14 protein-coding genes, 1 pseudogene and 1 riboswitch are annotated in these 25,303 nt (G+C 64.3%); of the genes and pseudogenes, 10 read left to right on the plus strand and 5 right to left on the minus strand.

The genetic code is table 11. The features are described from left to right. Nucleotides 1-113: 113 nt before the first annotated feature. From WS45_RS06285 to WS45_RS06295, 5 genes and pseudogenes are all read left to right on the plus strand, one after another. Nucleotides 114-8,507, plus strand: a pseudogene (locus WS45_RS06285) (hemagglutinin repeat-containing protein); the annotation flags it as partial. 731 nt (nt 8,508-9,238) lie between these two features. Beyond that, the gene (locus WS45_RS06290; protein ID WP_059698830.1) at nt 9,239-9,508 is read left to right on the plus strand and encodes a hypothetical protein; all 270 of its coding nucleotides are present in this window, start codon (nt 9,239-9,241) and stop codon (nt 9,506-9,508) included. After that, on the plus strand, nt 9,505-9,939 hold the full coding sequence (locus tag WS45_RS34770; protein ID WP_156437051.1) for a hypothetical protein: 435 nt from the start codon (nt 9,505-9,507) through the stop codon (nt 9,937-9,939). The genes WS45_RS06290 and WS45_RS34770 overlap by 4 nt, the downstream gene beginning before the upstream one ends. A gap of 526 nt (nt 9,940-10,465) precedes the next feature. Further along, nucleotides 10,466-10,744 (plus strand): hypothetical protein, encoded by a 279-nt coding sequence (locus WS45_RS34775; RefSeq protein WP_156437052.1) that lies wholly within the window; start codon nt 10,466-10,468, stop codon nt 10,742-10,744. Between the two features lie 841 nt (nt 10,745-11,585). Next, nucleotides 11,586-13,325 carry a ShlB/FhaC/HecB family hemolysin secretion/activation protein gene (locus WS45_RS06295; protein WP_059698832.1) on the plus strand — a complete coding sequence of 580 codons (1,740 nt, stop codon included), beginning with the start codon at nt 11,586-11,588 and terminating at the stop codon, nt 13,323-13,325. 679 nt (nt 13,326-14,004) lie between these two features. On the opposite strand, the gene WS45_RS06300 is transcribed toward WS45_RS06295, so the two are convergent. After that, entirely contained in the window at nt 14,005-14,373 is a 369-nt protein-coding gene (locus WS45_RS06300) for a hypothetical protein (protein ID WP_059692500.1), read from the minus strand. Between the two features lie 21 nt (nt 14,374-14,394). Next, the gene (locus WS45_RS36520; protein WP_223960204.1) at nt 14,395-14,577 is read right to left on the minus strand and encodes a winged helix-turn-helix transcriptional regulator; all 183 of its coding nucleotides are present in this window, start codon (nt 14,575-14,577) and stop codon (nt 14,395-14,397) included. Nucleotides 14,578-14,836: 259 nt separating this feature from the next. Between WS45_RS36520 and WS45_RS06310 the strand changes: the two genes are divergently transcribed. The 5 genes from WS45_RS06310 to WS45_RS06330 all read left to right on the plus strand — a co-directional run bounded on the left by WS45_RS06310 (nt 14,837) and on the right by WS45_RS06330 (nt 21,689). Next, complete coding sequence (locus tag WS45_RS06310) at nt 14,837-15,217, plus strand: hypothetical protein (protein WP_059698834.1); 381 nt, start codon at nt 14,837-14,839, stop codon at nt 15,215-15,217. Nucleotides 15,218-15,308: 91 nt separating this feature from the next. Continuing rightward, nucleotides 15,309-16,601 carry a TolC family protein gene (locus tag WS45_RS06315; protein WP_059698836.1) on the plus strand — a complete coding sequence of 431 codons (1,293 nt, stop codon included), beginning with the start codon at nt 15,309-15,311 and terminating at the stop codon, nt 16,599-16,601. An 11-nt stretch (nt 16,602-16,612) separates the two neighbouring features. Beyond that, nucleotides 16,613-18,121: an efflux RND transporter periplasmic adaptor subunit gene (locus tag WS45_RS06320; protein WP_059698886.1), complete on the plus strand. Its 1,509-nt coding sequence runs from the start codon at nt 16,613-16,615 to the stop codon at nt 18,119-18,121. Then, the gene (locus WS45_RS06325) at nt 18,118-21,324 is read left to right on the plus strand and encodes an efflux RND transporter permease subunit (protein ID WP_059698838.1); all 3,207 of its coding nucleotides are present in this window, start codon (nt 18,118-18,120) and stop codon (nt 21,322-21,324) included. Before WS45_RS06320 ends, WS45_RS06325 begins: the two co-directional genes overlap by 4 nt. Next, nucleotides 21,321-21,689: a copper-binding protein gene (locus WS45_RS06330; protein WP_059698840.1), complete on the plus strand. Its 369-nt coding sequence runs from the start codon at nt 21,321-21,323 to the stop codon at nt 21,687-21,689. Before WS45_RS06325 ends, WS45_RS06330 begins: the two co-directional genes overlap by 4 nt. A 67-nt stretch (nt 21,690-21,756) precedes the next feature. On the opposite strand, the gene WS45_RS06335 is transcribed toward WS45_RS06330, so the two are convergent. The 3 genes from WS45_RS06335 to WS45_RS06345 form a co-directional block, all read right to left on the minus strand. Then, nucleotides 21,757-22,767, minus strand: coding sequence for a sodium:calcium antiporter (locus WS45_RS06335; protein WP_059698842.1), 1,011 nt, complete (start codon nt 22,765-22,767; stop codon nt 21,757-21,759). 91 nt (nt 22,768-22,858) lie between these two features. Next, nucleotides 22,859-23,034: riboswitch (yybP-ykoY riboswitch) on the minus strand. A 114-nt stretch (nt 23,035-23,148) separates the two neighbouring features. Further along, on the minus strand, nt 23,149-24,564 hold the full coding sequence (locus tag WS45_RS06340; protein ID WP_059692494.1) for a heavy metal sensor histidine kinase: 1,416 nt from the start codon (nt 24,562-24,564) through the stop codon (nt 23,149-23,151). Continuing rightward, entirely contained in the window at nt 24,561-25,232 is a 672-nt protein-coding gene (locus tag WS45_RS06345) for a heavy metal response regulator transcription factor (protein ID WP_059533764.1), read from the minus strand. Before WS45_RS06345 ends, WS45_RS06340 begins: the two co-directional genes overlap by 4 nt. Nucleotides 25,233-25,303 lie beyond the last annotated feature (71 nt).

Genomic DNA, 25,303 nt, shown 5'->3' on the forward strand with positions numbered 1-25,303 from the left:
GAATTTTGTGGTTTCCATTCAACAGCTTGGCAATTGTTGACAGTTACCTTTCGGAGGCTCGGTAAGATCGCGTCCAATAAGCCAACGAACGGACGCGGGCCGCGTCGACGAGAATGAACAAGAATGCGCATCGCCTGGTGTATTCCAGGCGTCGGGGTATGGTGGTCGCCGTCGCGGAGACGGCGACTGCCGAGAGGAAATCGGCGACGGGCGAGGCGCGGGTGCGACGGCGCGCATCGGCATCCGGCACGCGCGCGGTTGCGGCGAGCGTTGCCGTGCTCTGCATGCTGCCCGCTGGGTCCGGCGCGCAGATTGTTCCGATGCCCGGCACCAGCACGCAGGTCATCCAGACGCCAAATGGATTGCCTCAGGTCAACGTGGCCAAGCCTTCTGGCGCAGGCGTATCGGTCAATACCTACAACCAGTTCGACGTTCAGAAGGCTGGCGCGATCCTGAACAACTCGGCCACGATGGTTCAGACCCAGCAGGCGGGCTGGATCAACGGCAATCCGAATTACGGCGCCGGACAGGCCGCGCGGATCATCGTCAACCAGGTCAATAGCCCGAACCCGTCCCAGATCCGCGGTACGGTCGAGATCGCGGGCGCACGAGCCGAACTTGTCATCGCTAACCCGTCCGGGATTTTCGTCGATGGCGGCGGCTTTCTCAATACCAGTCGCGCGACTCTCACAACCGGCGTCCCGTTCTATGGTGCCGACGGGTCGCTTGCCGGCTACAACGTCAACCGCGGCCTCGTGACCGTCGCAGGCGCAGGCTTGAATGCCGCCAATATCGATCAGGTCGATCTGATTGCGCGCGCGGTGCAGGTGAACGCGGCGGTCTATGCGAAGAATCTGAACGTGATCGCTGGCGCGGCCCAAGTCAATCACGACACGCTTGCCGCGACGGCGATCGCCGGTGATGGTCCTGCTCCGTCGGTTGCTATCGATGTAAGCCAGTTGGGCGGCATGTATAGCGATCGGATCTTCCTCGCCTCGAACGAGAACGGCGTGGGGGTGGCCAACGCCGGTACGATCGCGGCGCAGGCGGGTGATCTCACATTGCAGTCGAACGGTCGCCTTGTGCTCACGGGTAAAACCACCGCGAGCGGTAACCTCGCACTGTCGGCGGCAGGCGGCATCCAGAACAATGGCACGACGTACGCGGAGCAATCGCTGTCGGCGAGCACGAATGCCGATCTCACGAACACGGGGACGCTCGCGGCGCAGCAGAACACGACGGTGAATGCCGGCAGCATCAATTCGACTGGCACGCTCGGCGCGGGCGTGAACAACGACGGTTCCGTCGCGCACAGCGGCGCCCTCGACGTGACGGCCTCGGGCCAATTGAGCGCAACCGGCCAGAACGTCGCGGGCGGCAATGCGTCGCTGACCGGCGCCAACGTGAATCTCGCAGGCAGCCAGACGGCGGTGAACGGCAGTCTGTCGCTGAACGCGACGGCCGGCGACGTGAACCTGTCGAACGCGACGACGAGCGCGCAAGGCACCATTCAGGCGAATGCGTCCGGCACGGTGATCAACGATCACGGCAGCCTGTCGAGCGGCAGCGGAACGACACTGACCGGCGGCAACCTGTCGAACCAGGGCGGCAAGGTCTCGTCGCAGGGCCCGCTGTCGGTCAACGTGGCCGGCCAGATCGCAAACCAGTCAGGCGAGTTGGTATCCGAAAGCACGGCGGACGTGCGTGGTGGCGCCATCGCGAACAACCAGGGCACTCTTCAAAGCGCGGCCGGCATGACGGTGGCCGGCGCGTCGCTGGACAACACTGCGGGCCGGATCACGTCGCTCAATCGCGACGGCCTGTCGGTGACGACCAGTGGTCAGTTGACCAACGTCGCGGGTACGACAGCGAACGGCGCACAAGGCGGTGTCATCGGCGGCAACGGCGATGTTTCGGTCCACGGCGTAAACGTTGTCAATCGCGGCGCGATCACATCCAGCACGAATCTCCACGTTTCAGGACAGTCGGTCGACAACGGCGGCGGCACGCTGCAGGCTGCGCAGAACGTGGCGGTGGATGCCGGCACGCAGCTGTTGAACAACGGCGGCTCCATCGTCGGCAATGCGGCCGCGATTAGCGCGACGACGCTCGACAACAGCGCCGGCACCGTGCAGGCCGAACGGGTGTCGCTGAATGCGACGGACCTCGTGAATCACGGCGGCACGATCACGCAGACCGGGGCTGGACCGATGGCCGTCAATGTGTCGCGGACGCTCGACAATTCGAATGGCGGTACGCTGCAAACCAACAGTACCGACCTGACGCTCGCGCCGACGGCGATCGTCAACGACGGCGGCACGATCACACATGCCGGCACCGGCACGCTGACGCTTGGCGGTGGTACGGGTTCAGTGTCGAACGTAGGCGGTTCGATCGCGAGCAACGGGCGCGTCGTCGCGCAAACCGGGGCGCTGGACAACACGTCGGGCTCGATCAACGCGCAGAACGGACTGACGGCAACCGTCGCCGGCACGCTGAACAACACGAGCGGCAAGCTGTTGTCGAACACGGACGTGAGCGTCTCCAGCGGCATGCTGACGAACGACGGCGGCCAGATCGGTGCGAGCACGAACGCGACGATCCACACCGGCTCGATGACGAACCAGGGCGGCTCGATCGTTGCACCGAACCTGTCGGTCACAGCCGATTCGACGCTCGACAACAGCGGCGGCAAGCTCGAAGCCAATCAGCTTGCGCTGACGGCCGCCAACCTCGTGAACCATGGCGGTACGATCACGCAATACGGCTCGTCGGCGATGGGCATCAACGTCAGCGGCATGCTCGATAACTCGGCCGCCGGCGTGATCCAGACCAACAGTACGGACCTGACGCTCACGCCGGCCGCGTTGAACAACGCGGGCGGCACCATCACGCATGCCGGCGCGGGCACGCTGACGCTCGCACCGGGCAACGGCGCCAGCGCGCTGAACAACGCGTCGGGCACCATCGTGACGAAGGGACAAGCCATCGTCAACGCGGCTTCCTGGAACAACGCGAGCGGCATCCTCGCCGCGCAGCGCGGCATCAATGCGACCATCGCCGGCGACGTGAACAACGCGCAGGGTTTGCTGCGATCAGATGCGTCGTTGTCGTTGAAGAACGGCGGCGCGCTGTCAAACCGAAGCGGTCACATCCAGGCCGGGCAATCGGCAGCGGGCGACACCAGCACGCTCGACATTCAATCGGCTTCGATCGACAACGCGGACGGCGCCATTGTCGACCTGGGCGCTGGCAAGATGACGGTGCAAGGCGGCAGCCAGATCGCCAACAGCCACGCCGGCGGCGTCGCGGGCATGGGTGCCATCACCGGCAACGGCGACGTGACGGTCGGCGCGGCGTCGATCATCAATACGCAGGGCGGTCAACTCAGCGGCGCGTCGCTGCATGTTCAAGGCGGCACCTTGGACAACAGCGGCGGCACGATCGGCAACGTCACGAATTCGAACGGCGACGTGAACGTCACGACGACCGGCGCGATCACGAACACCAACGGCCAGATCAGCTCGACGCACGACCTGTCGATCGCGGCAGCCACGCTGCAAGGCGGCGGCACCTATAGCGCGACGCACGACGCCAACGTGAGCCTTCAAGGCGACTATACGGCGACGGCCGACACGCAGTTCAATGTAGGCCACGACCTCGGCTTCACGTTGCCCGGCACCTTCACGAACAACGCGAACCTGCAATCGGTCAACAACCTGAGCGTCAACGCGGGCAACATCGTCAACGCGGGCGCCTTGACGGCCGGCGGCCTGCTGCACACGCAATCGACCAACCTGACGAACACGGGCGCACTCGTGGGTGCGAGCGCTTCGCTCAACGCGACGAATACGATCTCGAACCTTGGACCGACCGCGTTGATCGGTGCATCGGACAGCAACGGCACGCTGGAGATCCTCGCGCACGACATCGAGAACCGCGACGACACGACCGCGACCGACTCGATGGCGACGACGGCCATCTTCGGCATGGGCAAGGTGGTCCTGGCGGGCGGCAAGGACGCGAGCGGCAACTACACGAATGCGGCGCTGGTCAATAACGTGTCGGCCCTGATCCAGTCCACCGGCGACATGGAACTGCACGCCGACAAGGTGACGAGCACGCGCCGCGTGATGAAGACTTCGACCGGCTCGATCGATCCGTCGCTGCTCGGCCAGTTCGGCATCCCGATCAGCGGCCGTACGGGCCAGGTTGGCGTGAAGGATCCGGACAGCATCGGCGGCGTCTACACCGAGCCGCCTCATGGCGGCCAGTGGAACAGCACGTATCAGTACACGACCTATTATGCGGACAGCGCGACGGCGACGACCGTGACGGACCTCAGCCCGGCCGCGCAAATCGTGTCCGGCGGCAAGATCGATGCGTCGTCGGTCGGCACGCTGCAGAATTACTGGAGCAACCTCGCGGCGGTCGGCGACATCAAGATTCCGGCCAAGTACGACGCCGACGGCTGGGCAGCTTCCGGACAAAAACTGCCGGGTGTGTCGGTGTCCTACTCCGGGCAATATCACTACAACAACTACGACAACAGCGAATACGACTGGAAATTGCCGTTCGGCAACGCGCCGTTCGTCGGTGGTCGCCCGGGCGGGTACACGCAGGCGGCACCGGCGTCGATCAAGGACTACAAGCTGCCGGGCTATTTCTCGACGATAAGTTCGAACGGCACGATTTCCGGCACGGGTGTCAGTGTCAACAACGCGGCGGGCAATGCGTCGATTCCGTCGCTCGGCTTGCTGCCGGGGCAGTCGGTGCCCGGTCTCACACCGAGCAACTTGAGCGGTAACGCGAGCGGAGTGAAGTCCGGGGCGTCGTCGGTGCACGGAGGGCCGCCCGCGCCGGGCGACCCGATCATCGCGAGCGCGACCGCGCTGAACGTGCTCGACAACCTCACGATTCCGCAGGGCGGGCTGTTCAAACCGACCACGGCGCCGAACGCAAGCTATGTGATCGAGACGAACCCGGCATTCACGAACCAGAAGAATTTCATCTCGAGCGATTACTTCTTCGGTCAGCTTGGCGTCGACCTCACCCACATCCCCAAGCGGCTCGGCGACGGCTTCTACGAACAGCAGCTCGTGCGCAACGAAATCACGTCGCTGACCGGCAAGGCTGTGCTGGGGCCGTACGCGGACTTGCAGTCGATGTATCAATCGCTGATGGCAGCAGGGGCGGATCTGTCGAAGTCGCTCGATCTGCCGATCGGCGTGAGTTTGTCGGCCGACCAGGTGTCGAAGCTGACCAGCAACGTGATCATGATGGAAACGCGCGTGGTCGACGGTCAGTCGGTGCTCGTGCCAGTCGTATATCTGGCGAAAGCCAGCCAGCAGAATATCGACGGGCCGTTGATCAGCGCGACGAACATCGACTTCCAGAACGCGCAGTCATTCACGAACAGCGGAACGATCAAGGCGGACAACACGCTGGCGATCCAGGGCAAGCAGATCGACAACGCGTTCGGCGCGCTGCAAAGCGGCGGGCTGATGTCGCTGAAGACCGAGAACAACATCGACCTGACTTCGGCGAACGTGAAGGCCGGCAGTTTGCAGCTCGACGCCGGCAAGGATCTGATTCTCGATACGGCGACGAAGACGAATACGCGCGTGAGCCGCGACGGCGCGACGAGCGTGGTGACGACGCTCGGGCCGACTGCGACGCTGAATGTCGCGGGTGATGCGTCGATCGTCACCGGCGGCAACTTCCAGCAGAACGCGGGCAACCTGTCGGTCGGCGGCAATCTCGGGATGAACGTCGGCGGCAACTGGGATCTCGGTGCGGTGCAGACAGGCGAGCACAAGATCGTGCAGCGAGCGAACGGCGTGTCGAATACTGACATCAACAAGGTCACCGGTAGTTCGGTGACGGTAGGTGGGCAATCGAATGTCGTCGTGGGTGGTGATCTGACGGCCAAGGGCGCACAGATCGACTTGGGCCAAGGCGGCACGCTTGCCGCCAAGGGCAACGTGACGCTCGGCGCGGCAAGCACGACATCGACCGTGAACAGCAACAGCTCGGGCAGCGACAGTCACGGCAGCTATGCGGAAACGCTGCATACGTCGGATCAGACGCTGACCGGGACGACGCTCAAGGGCGGCGACACGGTCAATGTCGTGTCGGGCAAGGACATTACGCTCTCCGGCAGTGCGATCAGCCTCGACAAGGGCAATGCGAACCTGCTGGCGGCCGGTGACGTGAATGTCGGTGCGGCAACCGAGACGCACGAACTCAACTCGCACGAAACGCACAGCCATAGCAATGTGGTGAGTGGCACCAAGATTGCGAGCGGGATCGATCAGACCATGACGTTGAATCAGGGCAGTCTGGTATCGGCGGACAGCGTGAACATTGTCAGTGGCAAGGACGTCAATGTTCAGGGCAGCACCATCGTCGGAACGAACGACGTGACGCTCACGGCCGCACGCAACGTGACGGTTACGACGTCGCAGGATACCTTGCAGTCGTCGAGCTACTACAACAAGAAGGAATCCGGGCTGATGTCGGGCGGCGGTCTGTCGGTGTCGGTGGGCAGCAGCTCGCTGAAGACGACCAGTCAGACGAACGAGGTATCGAACAACGGCAGTACGATCGGTTCGCTGAAGGGTAACGTCAGCATCACTGCCGGGAACGACCTGCACGTAACGGGAAGCGATCTGCTTGCCGCGCAAAACCTCAGCGGCACTGGTGCGAACGTGACGATCGACTCGGCGCAGGACACACATCACCGCGGCGAAACGCAGGAAGTCTCGAAGAGTGGCGTGACGCTGGCATTGAAGGCACCGGTGATCGACGCGGTGTCGAATGCCGTAGGACAATCGCGTGCGGCTGGCAATAGCCAGGATGGTCGCGCGGCAGCGTTGCACGGAATGGCCGCAGCGAGCGCGGCGTGGGATGCGAACATGGCCGCGGGCGATGTGGTTCGGGCGCTGGGGGCAGGAGAAACGCCTCAGTTCAAGGTCGAAGTCAGCGTCGGCAGCAGTCACAGCAAGAGCGCATTCTCCGAAGACAGCGTGACGAATCGCGGCTCGAATGTGAATGCAGGCGGGACGGTGGCGTTTGCGGCGACCGGCAACGGTCAGGCTGGCAGCGGCAATGTGACGATCGCCGGCTCGAACGTGAACGCGAACGATGTGATCCTGGCGGCGAAAAATCAGGTCAATATCGTCAATACGACGGACACCGACTCGACGCGCAGCACGAATGAATCGAAGAGCGCGAGCGTGGGTGTGTCGGTCGGCACGGGCGGGTTCGGTGTTTCCGCGGCGATGTCGAAGGCCAACGGCGACGGCAACAGCGATCTGGCCACGCAGAACAATAGCCATGTAAACGCAGCAAACAATGTGACGATCATCTCGGGCGGTGATACGAACATCATCGGCTCGAACGTGAAGGGCAATCAGGTGAATGCCGATGTGGGCGGGAACCTGAACATCGAGAGCGTGCAGGATACGCTGACGAGTGCAGCGCATCAGTCGAGTTCGGGCGGCGGCTTCAGCATTAGCCAGGGTGGCGCCAGCGCGAGCTTCAGCCAGAGCAAGGGCAATGCCACAGGCAGTTATGCGGGTGTCAACGAGCAAGCCGGAATTCACGCGGGCGACGGCGGCTTCAATATCAACGTCACCGGCAATACCGACCTGAAGGGTGGGCTCATCGCGAGTGAAGCGGATGCGTCGAAGAATTCGCTGACGACGGGTTCGCTGTCCTTCTCGGACATCCAGAACCAGTCGCACTACGATGCGAATTCGAGCGGTTTCAGCGCAGGCGCGACGACCGGCGACGGCGGGATGAACTACAGCACGCACGGCAGTGCGTCGGGGAAGAATGCCGGTGGCGCCGCGCCCATGCTCGGACAGAGCGACAGCGGCAGTGATAGTGCAACGACGAAGAGCGGCGTAAGCGCGGGGACCGTCACGATTACGGATTCGGCAAACCAGAAGCAGGATGTGGCGAGCCTGAACCGCGATACGACGGACACGAACGGTACGGTCGCCAAACTTCCGGACATGCAGAACCTGCTGGCCAACCAGTCGGACATGATGGCTGCGGCCAGCGCAGCTGGCGAAGCGGTGTCGCGCCGGATCGGTGACTATGCCGACGAGATGAAACGGCAGGCCGAGAAGAATGGTGACCAGGCAGGTGTCGACGCGTGGAAGGAAGGCGGAGCGAATCGCGCACTGATGCAAGGTGCCGGCGCGGCATTGGTAACGGGGTTGGCGGGTGGCAACGCGGTCGGTGGAGCAGCCGGCGCGGCGATTGCATCGATCGCGTCTGGCAAGCTGAACGAACTGAGTAGTGCGATCGCAGGCAGCGATCCGACAGGCAACGCCAATATGAATCAGGCGCTGGGCAACATCGTGGCGAACGCGCTTGCGACAGGGGCTGGTGCGGCTGTCGGCGGAGAATCGGGAGCGTTCTCGGGATACAACGTTGACCGATTCAATCGGCAACTGCATCCGGAAGAAAAGACGCTCGCGAAGCAGCTGGCAGAGAAGAGCAAAGGTAAATATACCCAAGCGCAGATCGAGGATCAAATGCGAATCATGGGTGTGTCGGTTGATGGCCAGCATCAATCAGGTGCGCCGGAGACGCTGGTGGGGCAAGCGCCGACGGACTCTGAGGCTAAATGGATTTATGCGGGTTCGACGGCCGACGGGAAACCAATTCTGACCCAGGCAACGGCACAGGTGAATTCGGATCTGCAGGCATACATCGTGGCAAACGCGAACTCGGCTGCGCCTGGTCAGGTGCCGAGCCAATTTAACTATGATCGTTCTACAGGCGGCGGGCCGGGATTCAATCTGACGGGACCGTTTACGAAGTTCGACCAGTCGGATACGAACTATGTGAAGGGCGCGACTGCGGATACGGCCTCGATGGTGTCGAATACTGCAGGGTGGATTTCGTCGACTGCGGCAACTGGGGCCGCCGTGCCATCACCCTTTGCTCCAGCGTTTGGAACAATTGCCTACGGAGCGACGGTCGTAGGTATCGGAGCTGACGCCGTGTCTCAACTGGTAAGTCCCAATGCAGGTCAATACACTTACGAAGGTGCTTTGGCACTGGGTGGTCAAGTGGTTGGAGATAAGATTCCTATCGCGTCGCTGGTAATCAATGGCGCATCCGAATTCATAAAAAAGCAGCCATTCTCAACAACGATCGGCAACTGGGTAGGCCAACAGTTGAATTCGATTTTCGGTCCGAGTGCGGACAAGGGAAAGAAATGAGACTCATCGAAGACGGTAATTTCTCAGGGTGGCTTAGAGTTGTCCTTTTTTTAGTTGGCTTGGGCCTGGTTGCGGGCGGGCTTGGACTTGATCAAATGCCCCGATGGATCAGAGCTGGGGCGTTCCTCTTTGGTTTTGCGGTGATGGCCCTTGGCGGAATTTCCAGTCGAGCACATATGCTGAAGATCAAGCCCTTCGACAACAGCTACAAGAAAGCACGTGACAGCTACAAGGTGAAGGACGGAAAGCAGGACCAGAAAGAATGAATAAAACAGAATTTGACGGTGCTGTGATCGAGGATAAATTTGCCGTCGCCCAGGTAGCGCTATATCTTTTCGCGATTTTGCAAGTGGTGATTTTGTTGATGACGGCGACGGGTGGGGTGTCGCTTGGCATTGGTCCGCAGGCCTCGACAATACAGCGCGTGTCGGCGATCACAAACACGGTCGTCAATCTCCTTTGCTTCGCGGTGGGCTACGCACTGCTGGCACGGTGCCTGAATCGCTGTACAACACTGGTGTGGCGTGTCGCATTCAGCGTTTTCCTGATCAACAGCGGCGTCGCTGCGCTAGCGATAGCGGCACAGCCCAACCCCTTTCCGGTTCTGACGTGTGGCCTTTCTGTTGCTGGGGCGATCTCAGTGTGGAACGGGCGTGGAGTGATCAGAAGAAATGCAAGTTCAGATTCGGCCGGCTGATCGGTTCAATCGGCAACTGCATCCGGATGAGCGGCAGTGGGCGAAGGATAAGGCGAAGGACTTCGCGAAGTTCTACGAAGAAAAAACGGTAAATCACTCACCGCGGATCAGGCGCAGAATATGTTGCTGGCAAACGGCTATCGTTTGGTGGATGCGGCGGCAAGCAAGGGGCCGGGAGGAGACGCAATCGCGGTGGCCTATATCAGTCAGAATGGTGGCGGGTTGTTCCAGGCGACGGCGTCGGAGTACAACAGCCCGTTCTTGTCTGGGAACAAGGACGGCACGTTGACGCCGGAGCAGCGTGCTTTACCGGGATCAGTAGCGAACCCGGCAGCGGGCCTGGTAATCGTTGGTGGCCTTGCTACTGCAGGTCTTGCACCAGAACTTATTGCCGGCGGGTCGGCAGGCGTATCGTATGCGCAAGACCTGTTTGCTGCCTATAAGGCCGCACAGGCCGGGTACTCGCTGACGACAGCGGCAGCAGCTGGAGCAGCGGTCTCCGGTGCGACGTATACGGGCGGGGGCAGTGGCCGGTGCTGGCGTAGCAACCCTGAAAGGGAACAACTTCTACGATAGTTTTAATCAGAATTTTTCACTAGCCGGGCTGGCGACCGCGACGACATTTGGAGCTTATAACTCTATGTTTACTACATCGATGTTGGGCTGGGCGGGGATTCAGAATTCGATCATGAATATCGCGACTATTCCGGGGGGCGTAATCCGTGGAATCGGGCTTGCGCTAAGCCAAGCGGCAGGCAAAGCAGCGCAGGCAATTGTGAAGTCAGGTGAACCTCATAAGCAGTAAGGAGCAGACATGTCAATTGAATCCATAAGCGGCCTTATAGGCGGATTCTTTGGGCCAGTTTTCGGAAAGATTCTCGGAAAATTTCGCCTTTGGAAGGTTTTCATTGCATAGATAGTAATTATCTATCTAGGGTTGTTTGTGGCGGGTCTTGTGGTCGTTGGCTTTAAGGCTACAGCATCTAGGTTTGGTGAATTCCTCACCCCTTTTGCGCTGCTTGTATTTGTTGGCTTGTCTGCTGCCATCACTCTCGTTGCGTTTTTAGGGCGCTCTGCACACAGAAATAGAGAGGGCTGACTTGCTTTCAGGGCTGCTGATTTGATTCTAAAAATTCATGAAAGAGAGGTGGAGGTTTGTTTGATGGTGGGCCCAATCTACGAGATCCGATAAAAAGTCCGTTCCGTCAGACTTGGTTGCGCAGATCTGTAGAAATTTTATTCACGGGAATCGCAAAGGCAACGCTGGCGGTTGCGATACTTATTGCGCTTGTGCTGGCCGTTCTCTCTGGTGGCGCGGACTGTAGCGGTGCTTGGCCAACCACAAGACGAGCACGATTTAGAGTATTCCTGCTTCTGGTCGTCGTTATCGCAATCTTGATCGGCGCTACCTATGCGATCCGCCTACAATCGACAGCTTAATTGGATAATGTAATTTTTCGCCTCCACATTCTCACTTCGAGCAGAATTTGCAGTCGAACGAAAAGAAGGATATCCACACGGGGCGAGAAAGTGCTGCGATGGTGGCGCCGCGAGCTGCGAACGCAAATCGATCTGATCGTTTCGAAGTGATGCAACGATAGCGCGAGTGACACTGTGTGATCCACGATAAAACATTCGAAAAACACATGAAAATTATTCGCCGAGGGAATTCGGCTGCCGCAGCATTGCTGTTTATCGTGACGAGCGTGTCGGCGCAGGAAACTCCGCGCCTGATCGTTCCGGGTAACGACCAGCAATCCCGACAGCAAGAAGAGGCACGTGAACGCGAGCGGATCGTCACCGCGCCCGGGGTGCGTTCGAACGTGGCTGCAAGCGCTGGGTATCCCACGCTGCCATCGGAAACGCCGTGCTTTCGCATCGATCGTTTTGCGCTCGACGTACCCGATACGCTGCCTGCTTCTCTGAGATCGCAAGGCGCGTCGGCATTGCCGCTTGATCGCTTCGCTTTCGCACGCGAATGGCTCGCGCATTACGCAGGCGCGTGTGTCGGTAAGCAAGGTATCGACGTGCTGGTCAAGGGCTTGTCGCAAGCGATCCTGGCGCGCGGGTATGTCACCACGCGCGTCCTTGTGCCCGAGCAGGATCTGTCGAGCGGCACGCTGAAGCTCTCGTTGATCCCCGGGGTAATCCGCCACGTGCGCTTCGCCGACGAAAAGCTCCGCGGCACCTGGAAAACTGCCTTTCCAACCGGCGACGGCGAGCTGCTGAACCTGCGCGACCTCGAACAGGGCCTCGAGCAGATGAAACGCGTGTCGAGCCAGGACGTGTCGATGCAGATCGTGCCGGCCGATGTGCCGGGTGAAAGCGACGTCGTGCTCGACGTGAAGCGTGGAAAGCCGTGGACGGTCGTCGCGTCGATCGACAACTCGGGTACGCGCGCGACCGGCCGCCTGCAGGGCAACCTGTCGCTCGGCATCGACAATCCCCTTGGCCTGAACGACATCTTCAACATCGGCGTGAGCCAGGATCTTGAGTTCGGCGACAAGAGGCTCGGCTCGCACGGCTGGAACGGCTTCTATTCGATCCCGTGGGGCTACTGGACGGCGACGCTGTCGGCCTACACGAACACTTACTACCAGCAGATCGCCGGCGTAAACCAGACCTTCGTTGCGAGCGGCAATTCGAAGACGGTCGACTTCAAGCTGAACCGCGTGCTGTCGCGCAGCCAGAACGACGTGTTCGGTGCGCAGTTCCGACTGTCGCGCCGCTTCGGGCAAAGCTTCATCGAGGACACCGAGATCCCGCAGCAGCGCCGCAACAACACGTTCGTCGAGTTTGGCCTGACCGATCGCCATTACTTCGGCAACGCGCAGTTCGACGGCACGTTCGCGTACCGGCAGGGCATAGGCGCGTTCGGCGCGCAGGACGACACCCTGTCGGCCGACGGAGGCCCGACCTACCGCTACAAGATGGCCGTGCTCGACGCGAATCTGTCAGTCCCGTTCGCAATCGCACAGCAGCCGTTCCGCTACGTGACGACGTTCCACGGTCAGTACACAGGCAATACGCTGTACTACATCGATGACCTGACGATCGGCAGCCGCTATACGGTGCGCGGATTCGACGGCGAGACGATGCTCGCGGCGTCGCGCGGCTTCTACTGGCGCAATGAACTGCAGGCGCCGATCGGCCAGACCGGCCAGGCGGTCTATGCGGGCGTCGACTACGGCCGCGTGTGGGGTCCGCAGCCGGTTGCTCTCGTCGGCACGCAGCTGGCGGGCGCGGTGATCGGCGTGAAGGGCAGCGTCGCGACTCGAATGGGAGCCTTTGGTTACGATCTGTTTGCCGGCACACCGATCTACAAACCGTCCGGGTTTCCTACTGCGCGAGTAACGATCGGATTTCAGGCCACGGCACAGTTCTGATGTCGGAGACGACACCCGAGAGGCACGAGAACTGACGACCTTTCGGACCGCGCAGTTCGTCGCTTTGTTGTCCGGGAGCCACGTGCCGCGGTCCCGTTGTCCAAGCTGCGGCGGCATCCATATCACGACGCGGGAATCAGAGCGCGCCCGATCAGCCGGTTGCCGCTGTTCGAATTCCAGTCGTGCCGGCGCTATTTCGGCCGCACCGTCGACACACCGTTGGGCGAAAAACACCTCAACAGATCGACCCGTTCGTGTCCCTGCTGTCGCGACCGATCTATCGGAGTCCTCTAGTTGCCGCAACTGAAGAGCAAGGAGAGGGTCCCCGCTGGGTGCGACAAATCTGCACGGCGTCGTAGATGAAGATGCCGTAGCGCTAGTTGACCATGCCGAGCAGTGCGTGCGCGGCGTGATCACGATGGCCGTCGACGTTGTAGTCGTCCAATGCGAGCCGGTAGTGGCCTTCCTCGTCGTATACGTCGACGTCGAGCGTCCGCGTCTTTCCGCTCGGCAGGAAGCGGATCGTGACGCGCGAGCCTTCGGCCTGTTCGACGCGCGCCGTGACGGTGTCGTCGACGTTGAACGTGCGCAGCGGCGGCGAAGCATCTGGAATCGTGAAGCGCGTGTCATGAGCGAAGCGCGAACGCGTGAGATGCGGACGAGTGCCGGGCGGGCCGGGTCACGTGCTTGCGCTGTCGTCGCGATACCCGCTCTTGCCGTCGAAGATTTCCTTGAGCGCGGCACGCAGCACGACCGGATCGTGCTCGCCGGGTGCGAGATGAATCACGTAATGGGTGTTGCCGTCGAGCCGCGCGGCGGTGCGCTCGTCGAGTTCGACTTCGATCGTGTCGCCCGTGAGGCGCACCGTCAGATCTTTCACGTGCGCGGTGAGCTGGTCGAGCACCATCACCTCGATCGACGTTTCCTCCGGAAAGCGCAGCAGCGAGAAGCAATAGTTCTGCGCCGCGTCGTGGCAATAGATGTTCGCGCAGCTTTCGTCGTCGTCGATGTCGGACGTCGCCGCGCCGACGGTGGCATGGAGTTCCATGATGTTTCTCTCGATGTGGGGTTATTGGGGCAGCGCCGTTTCCGCTTCGACCTCGCAATGCGCATCGCGCGCCTTCAGCCACAGCACGAATTCGCGCATGACCATGTCGCGGCGCAGGTCGCTGAAGCGCTTCGGCCCGTCGAGCAAGTACGACACGAGCAGCCGCCGCCAGCGGCCGCCGAGCAGGCGCATCGCCGCTTCCACGGAACATCCCGTCGCGCTCGTTTTCATCGTGCTGAACCCTGGTCGGTAACTTTTTTGTGACTACGGCACAAACGACTGCCTTCTTCTCGGCGCCGCGCCGATGCGAGATATTAGCGCCCGCGTCGCGGCGAATCGATAGGCAGGTGCTCTGGCCGCGGACGGCCCGGCACGCTAGTGCGTCGCCGGCAACCGCGCGGAGGAAGCGACGCCGCATACGTCGTCGCGCCACACCGCGGATCGCGGCGCTATAATCGCGGGCATGAAACTGCTTCGAACCTTCATCCTGCTCCTGCTCTGCGCGGTGCTGCCCATCAGCGGGCTGGCAGCGAGCGGCCTGACCGGTGAATGTCCGATGCAGTACACGATGTCGATGGACGCGAACGCGGCCATGACCATGCCCGCCGACATGAGCGACTGCGATTCGATGAAGGCGTCGCCCACCGACACCACGAAGGCCAAAGCGAAAGGCATGGCCTGCAAGGTGACCGCCCAGTGCCAGTTCGGCAGTCTCTATCACCCGGCCGCCCGCGCCGACGTCAGCCGTCCCGCTGCACTCGCCAGCACGATCGTCTTCCACTACACGCGGTCCGTCCCGATCCGCGACCCGAACGGGTTGTGGCGTCCACCCCGCATCAGCTGATCCCGATTTGACCGGTTCACCGCCGAGGCGGTGAGGTTCGTCCTGTGCTCAGTACGTGGAATCCATTCGGATTCCGATCTGGGGTTACACCATGTCATTCGATTTCTGCACGCCGCGCATGCGGCGTGCGTATCGGCGCGCGCCCGTATTGTGGGCCGCGCTGCTGGCGGCGGGTGCCGTCCAGGCGCAGCAGTCGCCCGTCACGCTGGACGCCGCGCTGCAGTCCGCCACCGATCATTCCGCGTCGATGCAGGCCGCGCAGGCGTCGGTACACGCGCGGCTCGAAGCGGCCGCCCGGGCCGGCCAGTTGCCGGACCCGATGCTCAAGGCCGGCATCGACAACCTGCCGGTCAACGGCGGGCAGCGCTTCACCATCGGCCAGGACTTCATGACGATGCGCCGCATCGGCATCGAGCAGGAATGGGTGTCCGCCGACAAGCGGCGACTGCGCTCGGCGCTGGCTGACGAGCAGGTCGGCCGCGAACGCGCGGACTATCTCGTGCAGCTCGCGACGGTGCGCCAGCGGACCGCGGCGGCCTGGCTCGATGCCGTCTACGCGAAGCAGGCGCTCGCGCTTCGACAGGCGCTGCTCGATGACATGCGGCATGAACTCGATGCGACGCAGGCGTCGTATCGCGGCGCGAAGGCGAGCGCGGGCGAGGTCGTCCAGGCACGCGCGATGCTGGCGCAGACGCAGGATCAGGTGCTCGACGCGCGGCAGGCGTATCGCACCGCGCTCATCGCGCTCGGCCGCTGGACGGCCGTGCCCGTCGCGGACGTGACGGGCACGCCACCCGCGCCCGAATCCTTCGTGTCGTCGCTGCCGCCGGACGAACTGCGCGTGTCGCAACCGGCGCTCGTCGCCGCGGCGGACGACATCGCGGTCGCCGAGGCCGAAACCGCGGTGGCGAACAGCGAGCGCAGCCCGAACTGGACGTGGGAGATCGCGTACCAGCAGCGCGGCGGCGCGTATTCGAACATGGTGTCCGTCGGCGTCACGATCCCGTTGCCGCTCAACCGCAAGAACCGGCAGAACCGCGACGTCGCCGAAAAGGCCGCGCTCGCGACGAAGGCACGCCTGATGTACGAGGACACGCTACGCCAGGTGCAGGCCGATATCCGCACGCAATCCGAGACGCTGGCCAGCGGCCGCGAACGCATCGCGAATTTGCGCGAAGCGTTGTTGCCCGCCGCCGAGCAGCGCGTGCAGCTCGCCACGGCCGCCTACCGTGCCGGCACCGGTTCGCTCGCCGATACGTTCGCTGCCCGGCGCGCGCAACTGGACGCGCGGTTGCAGGTGCTCGATCTCGATCGCGACGTGTCGCGAATCTGGGCGCAGCTCGAATATCAGGTCGTGCCGTCGGCGATGGTCGCCGCGCAGTGAAGGAGAACCTCATGACGAAGCAATCACTGGCGCGCGCGGTGACGCTGGCCGTTGCCGGCGCGGCGCTGCTCGGCGCGGGGTATGTCGCGGGCATGCGCCATGCAGCGGGCGGCGCGGGAACGACGGCGGCCATGCCCGATCCGCAGGCGGGACGCAAGGTGCTGTACTGGCACGACCCGATGGTGCCGAACCAGCATTTCGACAAGCCGGGGAAATCGCCGTTCATGGACATGCAGCTGCAGCCCGTCTATGCGGATGAAGCCGGTGGCGCACCGGGCATCCGGATCGATCCGGGCCTGCAGCAGAACCTCGGCATCCGCTATGCAGTCGTGCGCCGCCAGCAGACGGCGGACGGTTTCGATGCGGTGGGCACGACGCAATTCGACGAATCGCGCGCGGACGTCGTGCAGTCGCGCGTCACCGGCTACATCGACCGGCTTTACGCGCGGACGCCGATGCAGCGCATCGAGAAGGGCGCGCCGATCGCATCGCTGTTCGTGCCGGAATGGCTTGCGCCGCAGGAGGAATATCTCGCGCTCAAGCGGGGCGGGATGGACGGCACGCTGCTCGACGCGTCCCGCGCACGGATGCGTGCGCTGTCGATACCCGACGCGATGATCGCCGCGCTCGATCGCACCGGCCGCGCGCAGACGCACGTCGTGCTGAGCGCGCCGGAAACCGGCATCGTCAGCGAGCTGAACGTGCGGGACGGCGCGATGGTCGCGCCGGGGCAGACGCTCGCGAAGATCGCCGGGCTGGCGACGCTCTGGCTCGTCGTCGAGGTGCCGGAAGCGCTCGCGCTGAACGTGCAGCCGGGAATGTCGGTCGACGCAACCTTCGCGGGCGACCCGGCACGGCACTTCACCGGCCGCATCCGCGAAGTGCTGCCTGGTATCAGCACGGGCAGCCGCACGCTGCAGGCACGCGTGGCGATCGACAACGCGGCGCTCGAGCTGACGCCCGGCATGCTGATGCGCGTGCGCGTGCGCGTCGCGGCGCGCAAGTCGGTGTCGCGCCTGCTGGTGCCGTCCGAATCGGTGATCGCGACCGGCACGCGCTCGATCGTCATCGTGAAGAACGGCGACGGCCGTCTGCAGCCGGTGTCGGTGACGGTGGGCAACGACATCGGCGGCGACACGGAAGTGCTCGACGGATTGCACGAAGGCGATACGGTGGTGGCATCAGGGCAGTTCCTGATCGATTCGGAAGCGAGCCTGAAAAGCGTGTTGCCGCGGCTGGCGCGCGCGGCCGGCGCCAGCGCGACGGCCGCGTCCGCCGTCGCAACCCCTCCGGTGTACGAAACGATCGGCAAGGTCGAGAAGGTGACCGACGACGACATCACGTTCTCGCATCAGCCGGTGCCGGCGCTCGGCTGGGGCGCGATGACGATGGCGTTCGGCAAGCCATCGGCGCACGCGTTCGCGGACGTGAAGGCCGGCCAGACCGTGCGTTTCGCGTTCGAGCAGACCGATGACGGTTATCGACTGACGAAGGTCGAGCCGCAGGGAGGCGCACGATGATCGCGCACGTGATTCGCTGGTCCGTCCGCAACCGCTTCCTGGTGCTGCTCGCCACCGTGCTGATCGCGGCATGGGGCGTTCATTCGCTGCGGCAGACGCCGCTCGACGCGCTGCCCGACCTGTCGGACACGCAGGTGATCGTGAAGGCGTCGTATCCGGGCAAGGCGCCGCAGGTCGTCGAGGATCAGGTCACCTATCCGCTGACGACGACGCTGCTCGGCGTGCCGGGCGCGAAAACCGTTCGCGCGTACTCGTCGTTCGGCGACGCGTTCGTCTATGTGCTGTTCGACGACCATACCGACCCGTACTGGGCGCGTTCGCGCGTGCTCGAATACCTGAGCCAGGTGCAGAGCCGCCTGCCCGCCGGCGCGACCGTGTCGCTCGGGCCGGATGCGACCGGTGTCGGCTGGGTGTACGAGTACGCGCTGGTCGACCGCACCGGCCGTCACGACCTCGGGCAACTGCGTGCGCTCAACGACTGGTTCCTGAAGTTCGAGCTGAAAGCCGTGCCGGACGTATCGGAAGTGGCGAGCATCGGCGGCATGGTGCGCCAGTACCAGGTCGTGCTCGACCCGGACAGGCTGCGCGCGTACGGGATCACGCAGGCGGCGGTCGCGGACGCGCTCGGCAAGGCGAACCAGGCATCGGGCGGATCGGTCGTCGAGCTGGCCGAGTCGGAGTACATGGTGCGTTCGTCCGGCTACCTGCGCACGCTCGACGACTTCCGGCACGTGGTGCTGCGCACCGACGACGCCGGCACGCCGGTGCTGCTCGGCGACGTCGCGCGCATCCAGGTCGGCCCGGCGATGCGGCGCGGGATCGCGGAGCTGAACGGGCAGGGCGAGGTGACGGGCGGCGTCGTCGTGATGCGGTCGGGCAAGAACGCGCTGACGACGATCGATGCGGTGAAGGCGAAGCTTGCCGATCTGAAGCGTTCGCTGCCGCCCGGCGTCGACGTCGTCACGACCTACGACCGCTCGCAACTGATCGAGCGCGCGGTGGACAACCTCAGGGACAAGCTGATCGAGGAGTTCGTGATCGTCGGGATCGTCTGCGCGGTGTTCCTGTTCCACCTGCGCAGCGCGTTCGTCGCGATCCTGTCGCTGCCGCTCGGCGTGCTCGCCGCGTTCATCGTGATGCGTCATCAGGGCGTGAACGCGAACCTGATGTCGCTGGGCGGCATCGCGATCGCGATCGGCGCGATGATCGATGCGGCGATCGTGATGATCGAGAACGCACACAAGCATCTCGAGGCGTACGACCATGCGCATCCCGGCGAGCCGATCACGGCCGCGCGCCGCTGGGAGCTGGTCGCGACATCGGCCGCGGAGGTCGGGCCGGCACTGTTCTTCTCGCTGCTGATCATCACGCTGTCGTTCATTCCGGTGTTTTCGCTCGAAGGGCAGGAAGGCAAGCTGTTCGCGCCGCTCGCGTTCACGAAGACCTACACGATCGCCGCCGCGGCCGGGTTGTCGGTGACGCTGGTGCCGGTGCTGATGGGGTATCTCGTGCGCGGCCGCATTCCGCCCGAGCACGCGAATCCGATCAACCGCGTGCTCGTCCGCGTGTACCGGCCGCTGCTCGAAGCGACGCTGCGGCGCCCGTGGTTCGCGATCGGCGTCGCGATCGTCGCGCTGTTGCTGACCGTCGTGCCGTTGTCGCGGCTCGGCGGCGAGTTCATGCCGCCGCTCGACGAGGGCGACCTGCTGTACATGCCGACCGCGCTGCCGGGCATCTCGGCCGACAAGGCGGGTGAACTGCTGCAGCAGACCGACCGGTTGATCAAGACCGTGCCCGAGGTCGACACGGTGTTCGGCAAGTCGGGGCGCGCGGATACGGCGACGGATCCCGCGCCGCTCGAGATGTTCGAAACCACGATCCGCTTCAAGCCGCGCAGCGCATGGCGGCCGGGGATGACGCCGGAGAAACTCGTCGACGAACTCGACCGGACGGTGAAGGTGCCGGGCCTGTCGAACGTGTGGGTGCCGCCGATCCGCAACCGGCTCGACATGTTGTCCACCGGCATCAAGACGCCGGTCGGCGTGAAGATTTCCGGGCCGGACCTGACGGGAATCGACGCGATCGCGACGCAGGTCGAGGCGGCGGTGAAACGCGTGCCGGGCGTCACGTCCGCGCTCGCGGAACGGCTGAACGGCGGCCGCTACATCGACGTCGACGTCAACCGGCTCGCGGCCGCGCGCTACGGGCTGTCGGTGGCCGACGTCCAGGCGGTCGTGTCGTCGGCGGTGGGCGGCGAGGATGTCGGCGAAGTGATCGCGGGGCGCGAGCGCTTCCCGATCAACATCCGCTATCCGCGCGAAATCCGCGATTCGCTCGAGAACCTGCGGCAACTGCCGGTCGTCACCGCGCGCGGCGCGCAGATCCGCCTCGGCGACGTCGCGCGCATCGCGATCGCCGACGGGCCGCCGATGATCCGCAGCGAGAACGCGCGGCTGTCCGGCTACGTGTACGTCGACCTGCGCGGCACCGACCTGCGCACGGCGGTTCGCGCGATGCAGCAGGCGGTCGCGCAACGGGTCGCGTTGCCACCCGGCTATTCGATCGCGTGGTCGGGGCAGTTCGAGTATCTCGAACGCGCGGCGGCGACGCTGCGCACCGTGGTGCCGCTGACGCTCGTCGTGATCTTCGTGCTGCTGTTCGTCACGTTCCGCTCGGCGGCCGATGCGCTGCTGCTGATGTCGACGGTGCCGTTCGCGCTGGTCGGCGGCTTCTGGCTCGTCTGGGCGTTGGGCCATGCGGTGTCGGTCGCGACATCGGTGGGCTTCATCGCGCTGGCGGGCGTGGCCGCCGAGTTCGGCGTCGTGATGCTGCTGTACCTGAAGGGCGCGCTGCGGCGCCGCCTGGATGCCGGCGCGCCGCTGACCGATGCGGTGCTGCTCGACGCGATTCGCGAAGGCGCGGTGCTGCGCGTGCGGCCGAAAGCGATGACGGTCGCCGTCGTGCTGGCCGGCCTCGTGCCGATCATGGTCGGACACGGCGCCGGCTCCGAAGTGATGCAGCGTATCGCTGCGCCGATGGTCGGCGGCATGGTCACCGCGCCTTTGCTGTCGATGTTCGTCATTCCCGCCGCATGGCTTCTGCTTCAGCGCCGTCGCGCGCGAGGCGCGAGCCGTCAGCGGCAGTCCGATGCAGTTCCTCACGGCATGAACGTGCCATCCACCCCAACCGGAGAATCTCGATGAAGATGAATCAATTGATCGCCACCGCCGCCGCCGTTTTCGCCGCCGGCGCGTTCGCCGTACCCGCATTGGCTGCGGGCGACATGTCGGGCATGGACATGTCCGGCATGAAGATGTCGTCGGGTGCCGCAGCGGAATCGAATGCCGTGCTGACCGATGCCGAGGTGAAGAAGATCGACCTCGCGAGCGGCAAGATCACGCTGAAGCACGGCGCGCTCGAGAACGTCGGGATGCCGGCGATGACGATGGCGTTCAAGGCGAAGGACGCGGCCATGCTCGCCGAGGTTCACGCGGGCGACAAGGTGAAGGTCCGCGTCGAGAACGTCAACGGCACGCTGACGATCGTCAAGCTCGTGAAGGTGTCGTAAGCGCGGGAAGGCGGGCGGCACGGCCGCCCGCGTCGAGCGTCGTCGGGCGACCGCCCGATCCGCGCCTTCAGCGCGTCAGCGTCACGAACAGATAGCCGACGTACCCGGCGCCGTTCGCCAGCAACGCCCAGATCGCGAGCCCGCGCGCACGCGCATTCACGCGCAGCCACACCGCCGCCGCGAGCGTGATGACCACGCCGGTCAGCACTTCGGGGCGCGGTTCCCACGGCGTCAGCATGATGCCGATCGCCGGCAGCAGCGTGCCCTGGAACACCATCGCGCCGGTGATGTTGCCGAACGCGAGCGTGTCCTTCTTGCGGCGGATCCACAGCACGCTGTTGACCTTTTCCGGCAATTCCGTCGCGATCGGCACGATGATCAGCGACAGCAGCAGCGCGGAAATTCCGAGCAGGTGCGACACGCCCTCGACGCCGTGAATGAAGCCCTTCGCGCCGCCGACCAGCAACGCGACGCCGAGCGCGAGTTGCAGCGCGATGGTCGCCAGGTTGGTCGGCAGCCCGACGCGCGACAGGAACATCGCATGCGGCGCCTCGGTGCCGTGCCCGGCGTCGACGAGTTGCGTCGACGCGCGGAACGTCATCAAGACGTACATCACGTAGATGCCGACCAGCATCGCGGCGAGCAGCGCGCGGACCGCCCACACGTGATGCGGGACGAACATCGCGATGGTGGCGAGCGTGAAGGCGGCGATGAAGTAGTTCAGGTCGCGCACGAAGCCGGTGCGCTCGGGCGCGATCGTGCCGGTCAGTCCGCGTGAGCGGATCACGGCGAGCGTCATGAGGAAGGTCGTCAGCGTCGCGAGCATCAGCGGCGCGCCGAGAATCGCGCCGACGCCGATTTCCTCGTTCACGGCCGCGTTCGACGTGCCGCCCGCGAGCGCGAGCAACGGCACCATCGTTTCGGGCAGCGCGGTGCCGACGGCGGCGAACAGCGAACCGGTCACGCCTTCTGAAATCTTCAGCCGCTCGCCGAGATGTTCGAGCGCATTCGTGAAGAGTTCGGCGGCGACCAGGATGACGATCAGCATGAACGCCAGTTCGACGAGCATCAACGTCATGCGGCACCTCCGCAGGCAGGCACGCGGGCAGGGGCGGAACGGACGCAGCGAACGAAACGCAGGGGGAAGGCTGGAAGGAACATGGGGACTCCGTGGTCGGACGTGGACGAACCATGACGCATCTGCCGACGTCCGACCAGGAACGACGCGATGCGTCGATGGTCTCGCCAGACCGATTCGGCCGAATGCGCCACGGCCGCAGGCCGAGTGTGTTGACGCGTTCGCTTTCCGGGGATGGAAAGCAGGCTACTCCCCAAAGACGAGGGCCAGTCTAGCCGAGCCGGCCGCTTTCGGCAAGCGCGCGGTCAAGCCGCGTCGTGACGGATGCCATGGCGTGTCGGGAAGCAATCGGCATGCGCGCGCGGCGGCATCGTCCGCATGTCATGAAACGCGGGCGGGGAAGTGCAGCGCGAAGGTCGTCCGTCCGTCGCGGCTCGCGACCTCGACCTTGCCGCGATGCAGCTCGACGATCGACTTGACGATCGCGAGCCCGAGCCCGGTGTTGCGCGCCGCGCCGTGCCGCGACGAATCGATCCGGTAGAAGCGCTCGAAGATCCGCTCGATCTGTTCGGGCGGAATCGCGACGCCGCGGTTCGTGACTTCGACGACCGCGTAGCCGGGCCGGGTCGATACGGCCAGCTCGATCGTCGATCCGGCTTCCGCGTGTTCGAGCGCGTTCGAGACGAGGTTGCTGACGGCGCGCCGGAACAGCGTCGCGTCCGCGACGACCGGCGCTGCGCCGTGCACGTCGAGGCGCACGCCGGTCTCGTCGGCCAGCGCCTGGAAATACGACGCGAGCCGGCGCAATTCGTTGCCCGCGTCGAGTTCGACCGTCTTCAGGTGCTGTTGCGCATTGTCCGTGCGCGCGAGAAACAGCATGTTCTCGATCATCCGCTGAAGTCGTTCGCATTCCTCGATATTCGAATCGATCAGCGCTTCGTATTCCTCGGTGGTGCGGGCACGCGACAGCGTGACCTGCGACGAGCTGATCACGTTCGCGAGCGGCGTGCGCATGTCGTGCGCGAGATCGGACGAAAACTGCGACAGCCGCACGAACGCGCGCTCGAGCCGGTCGAGCATCCGGTTGACCGACGTGGCGAGCTCGCGCAGCTCGATCGGACCGCCGCGCGCATCGAGGCGCGCAGTCAGGTTGTGCGCCTCGATGCGCGACGTCTGCCGGCCGAGGCTCTCGACCGGACGCAGGCCGCGCGACGCGACCGCGTAGCCGAGCGCGCCGACCAGCAGCGCGCCGAGCGCGGCCGCGAGCCAGATGTCGACGCGATAGCTTTCCAGCAGCGACTGGCGATCCGCCGCCGTGCGCGCCAGCGCGACCTGAACGGTTTCGCCCGACGGCAGCGTGGCGCGCGCACGGACGCAGCGCGACGTGCCGATGCCGGGCGGCGAGCACGTGAACGGGCTGGCCGCCGCGCCCGCTGCACCGGCCGGCTGCGGCCGCGCGATCACCGACGCGAGCGAGTGGCCGGCTTCGTCGGTGTGTTCGACGAGCGGATGGTTCGCGCCGTCGTAGATGCCGAGATAGACGCCCGGATGCGACAGCAGCACTTCATGGAAGACGGCCGGATCGGCGCGCAACGCGGCGGTCGAGCCGCTCGCCCGCGCGAGCTGCAGGAACTGGTTGAGCTTGCCGGCGATCTCGATGTCGTCGCGCCGGGTCAACTCGGCGGACAGCGATCGATACAGATACGCGCCGGTCAGCGCGAACACGAGCGCGGCCACGACCGCGAACGCGAGCGTCAGGCGCCGGAGCAGCGAATAGGGTGCGGGGCCGCTTGTCACGCGCGATCCTCGAGCACGTAGCCCATCCCGCGGATCGTGTGGATCAGCTTTTTCTCGTATGCGTTGTCGATCTTCGCGCGCAGGCGCTTGATCGCCGCATCGACGACGTTCGTGTCGCTGTCGAAATTCATGTCCCAGATCTGCGACGTGATGAAGGTGCGCGTCAGCACCTCGCCCTCGCGTTCCGCGAGCAGCTGCAGCAGCGCGAACTCCTGCGCGGTCAGGTCGATGCGGGCGTCGGCGCGCCGCACGCGGCGCTTGATCAGGTCGACTTCGAGATCGGCGATTTGCAGGATTTCGCGGGAATTGCGCGGCACGCGCCGCAGCAGCGAACGGATGCGGGCGAGGAACTCCGCGTACGCGAACGGTTTCAGCAGGTAGTCGTCGGCGCCCAGTTCGAGCCCCGTGACCTTGTCCTCGACCGCCTCCCGGGCCGTCAGCAACAGCACCGGCGTCTGCTTCTGCGCGCGCAGCCGGCGGAGCACCTCGAAGCCGTCCAGTTCCGGCAGCATCACGTCGAGCACGACGAGATCGAAATCCTCGTGCAGCGCGAGGAACAGCCCGTCCTGGCCGTTTTCGGCCACGTCGACCGTGTAGCTCGCCTCCGTCAGCCCCTTGCGGAGGTACGACGCCATCTTGGGTTCGTCTTCGACTATCAGTATCCGCATGGTGGAGCAGGCCGTTCGTGATTCCAGCCGGTCAGTGTAACGCGTGAGCTTACGGCGCAGCGCGTGCGCGA

Source organism: Burkholderia sp. RF2-non_BP3, assembly GCF_001522185.1.
Lineage (GTDB): Bacteria > Pseudomonadota > Gammaproteobacteria > Burkholderiales > Burkholderiaceae > Burkholderia > Burkholderia diffusa.

Excerpts from the sequence above, each read along its gene's own strand:
- WS45_RS06320 (WP_059698886.1), top strand. The coding sequence starts at position 16,613 with ATGACGAAGCAATCACTGGCGCGCGCGGTGACGCTGGCCGTTGCCGGC.
- WS45_RS06315 (WP_059698836.1), top strand. The coding sequence starts at position 15,309 with ATGTCATTCGATTTCTGCACGCCGCGCATGCGGCGTGCGTATCGGCGC.
- WS45_RS34770 (WP_156437051.1), top strand. The coding sequence starts at position 9,505 with ATGAATAAAACAGAATTTGACGGTGCTGTGATCGAGGATAAATTTGCC.
- WS45_RS06335 (WP_059698842.1), bottom strand. The coding sequence starts at position 22,767 with ATGACGTTGATGCTCGTCGAACTGGCGTTCATGCTGATCGTCATCCTG.
- WS45_RS06290 (WP_059698830.1), top strand. The coding sequence starts at position 9,239 with ATGAGACTCATCGAAGACGGTAATTTCTCAGGGTGGCTTAGAGTTGTC.
- WS45_RS06300 (WP_059692500.1), bottom strand. The coding sequence starts at position 14,373 with ATGGAACTCCATGCCACCGTCGGCGCGGCGACGTCCGACATCGACGAC.
- WS45_RS06295 (WP_059698832.1), top strand. The coding sequence starts at position 11,586 with ATGAAAATTATTCGCCGAGGGAATTCGGCTGCCGCAGCATTGCTGTTT.
- WS45_RS06330 (WP_059698840.1), top strand. The coding sequence starts at position 21,321 with ATGAAGATGAATCAATTGATCGCCACCGCCGCCGCCGTTTTCGCCGCC.
- WS45_RS06310 (WP_059698834.1), top strand. The coding sequence starts at position 14,837 with ATGAAACTGCTTCGAACCTTCATCCTGCTCCTGCTCTGCGCGGTGCTG.
- WS45_RS06325 (WP_059698838.1), top strand. The coding sequence starts at position 18,118 with ATGATCGCGCACGTGATTCGCTGGTCCGTCCGCAACCGCTTCCTGGTG.
- WS45_RS06345 (WP_059533764.1), bottom strand. The coding sequence starts at position 25,232 with ATGCGGATACTGATAGTCGAAGACGAACCCAAGATGGCGTCGTACCTC.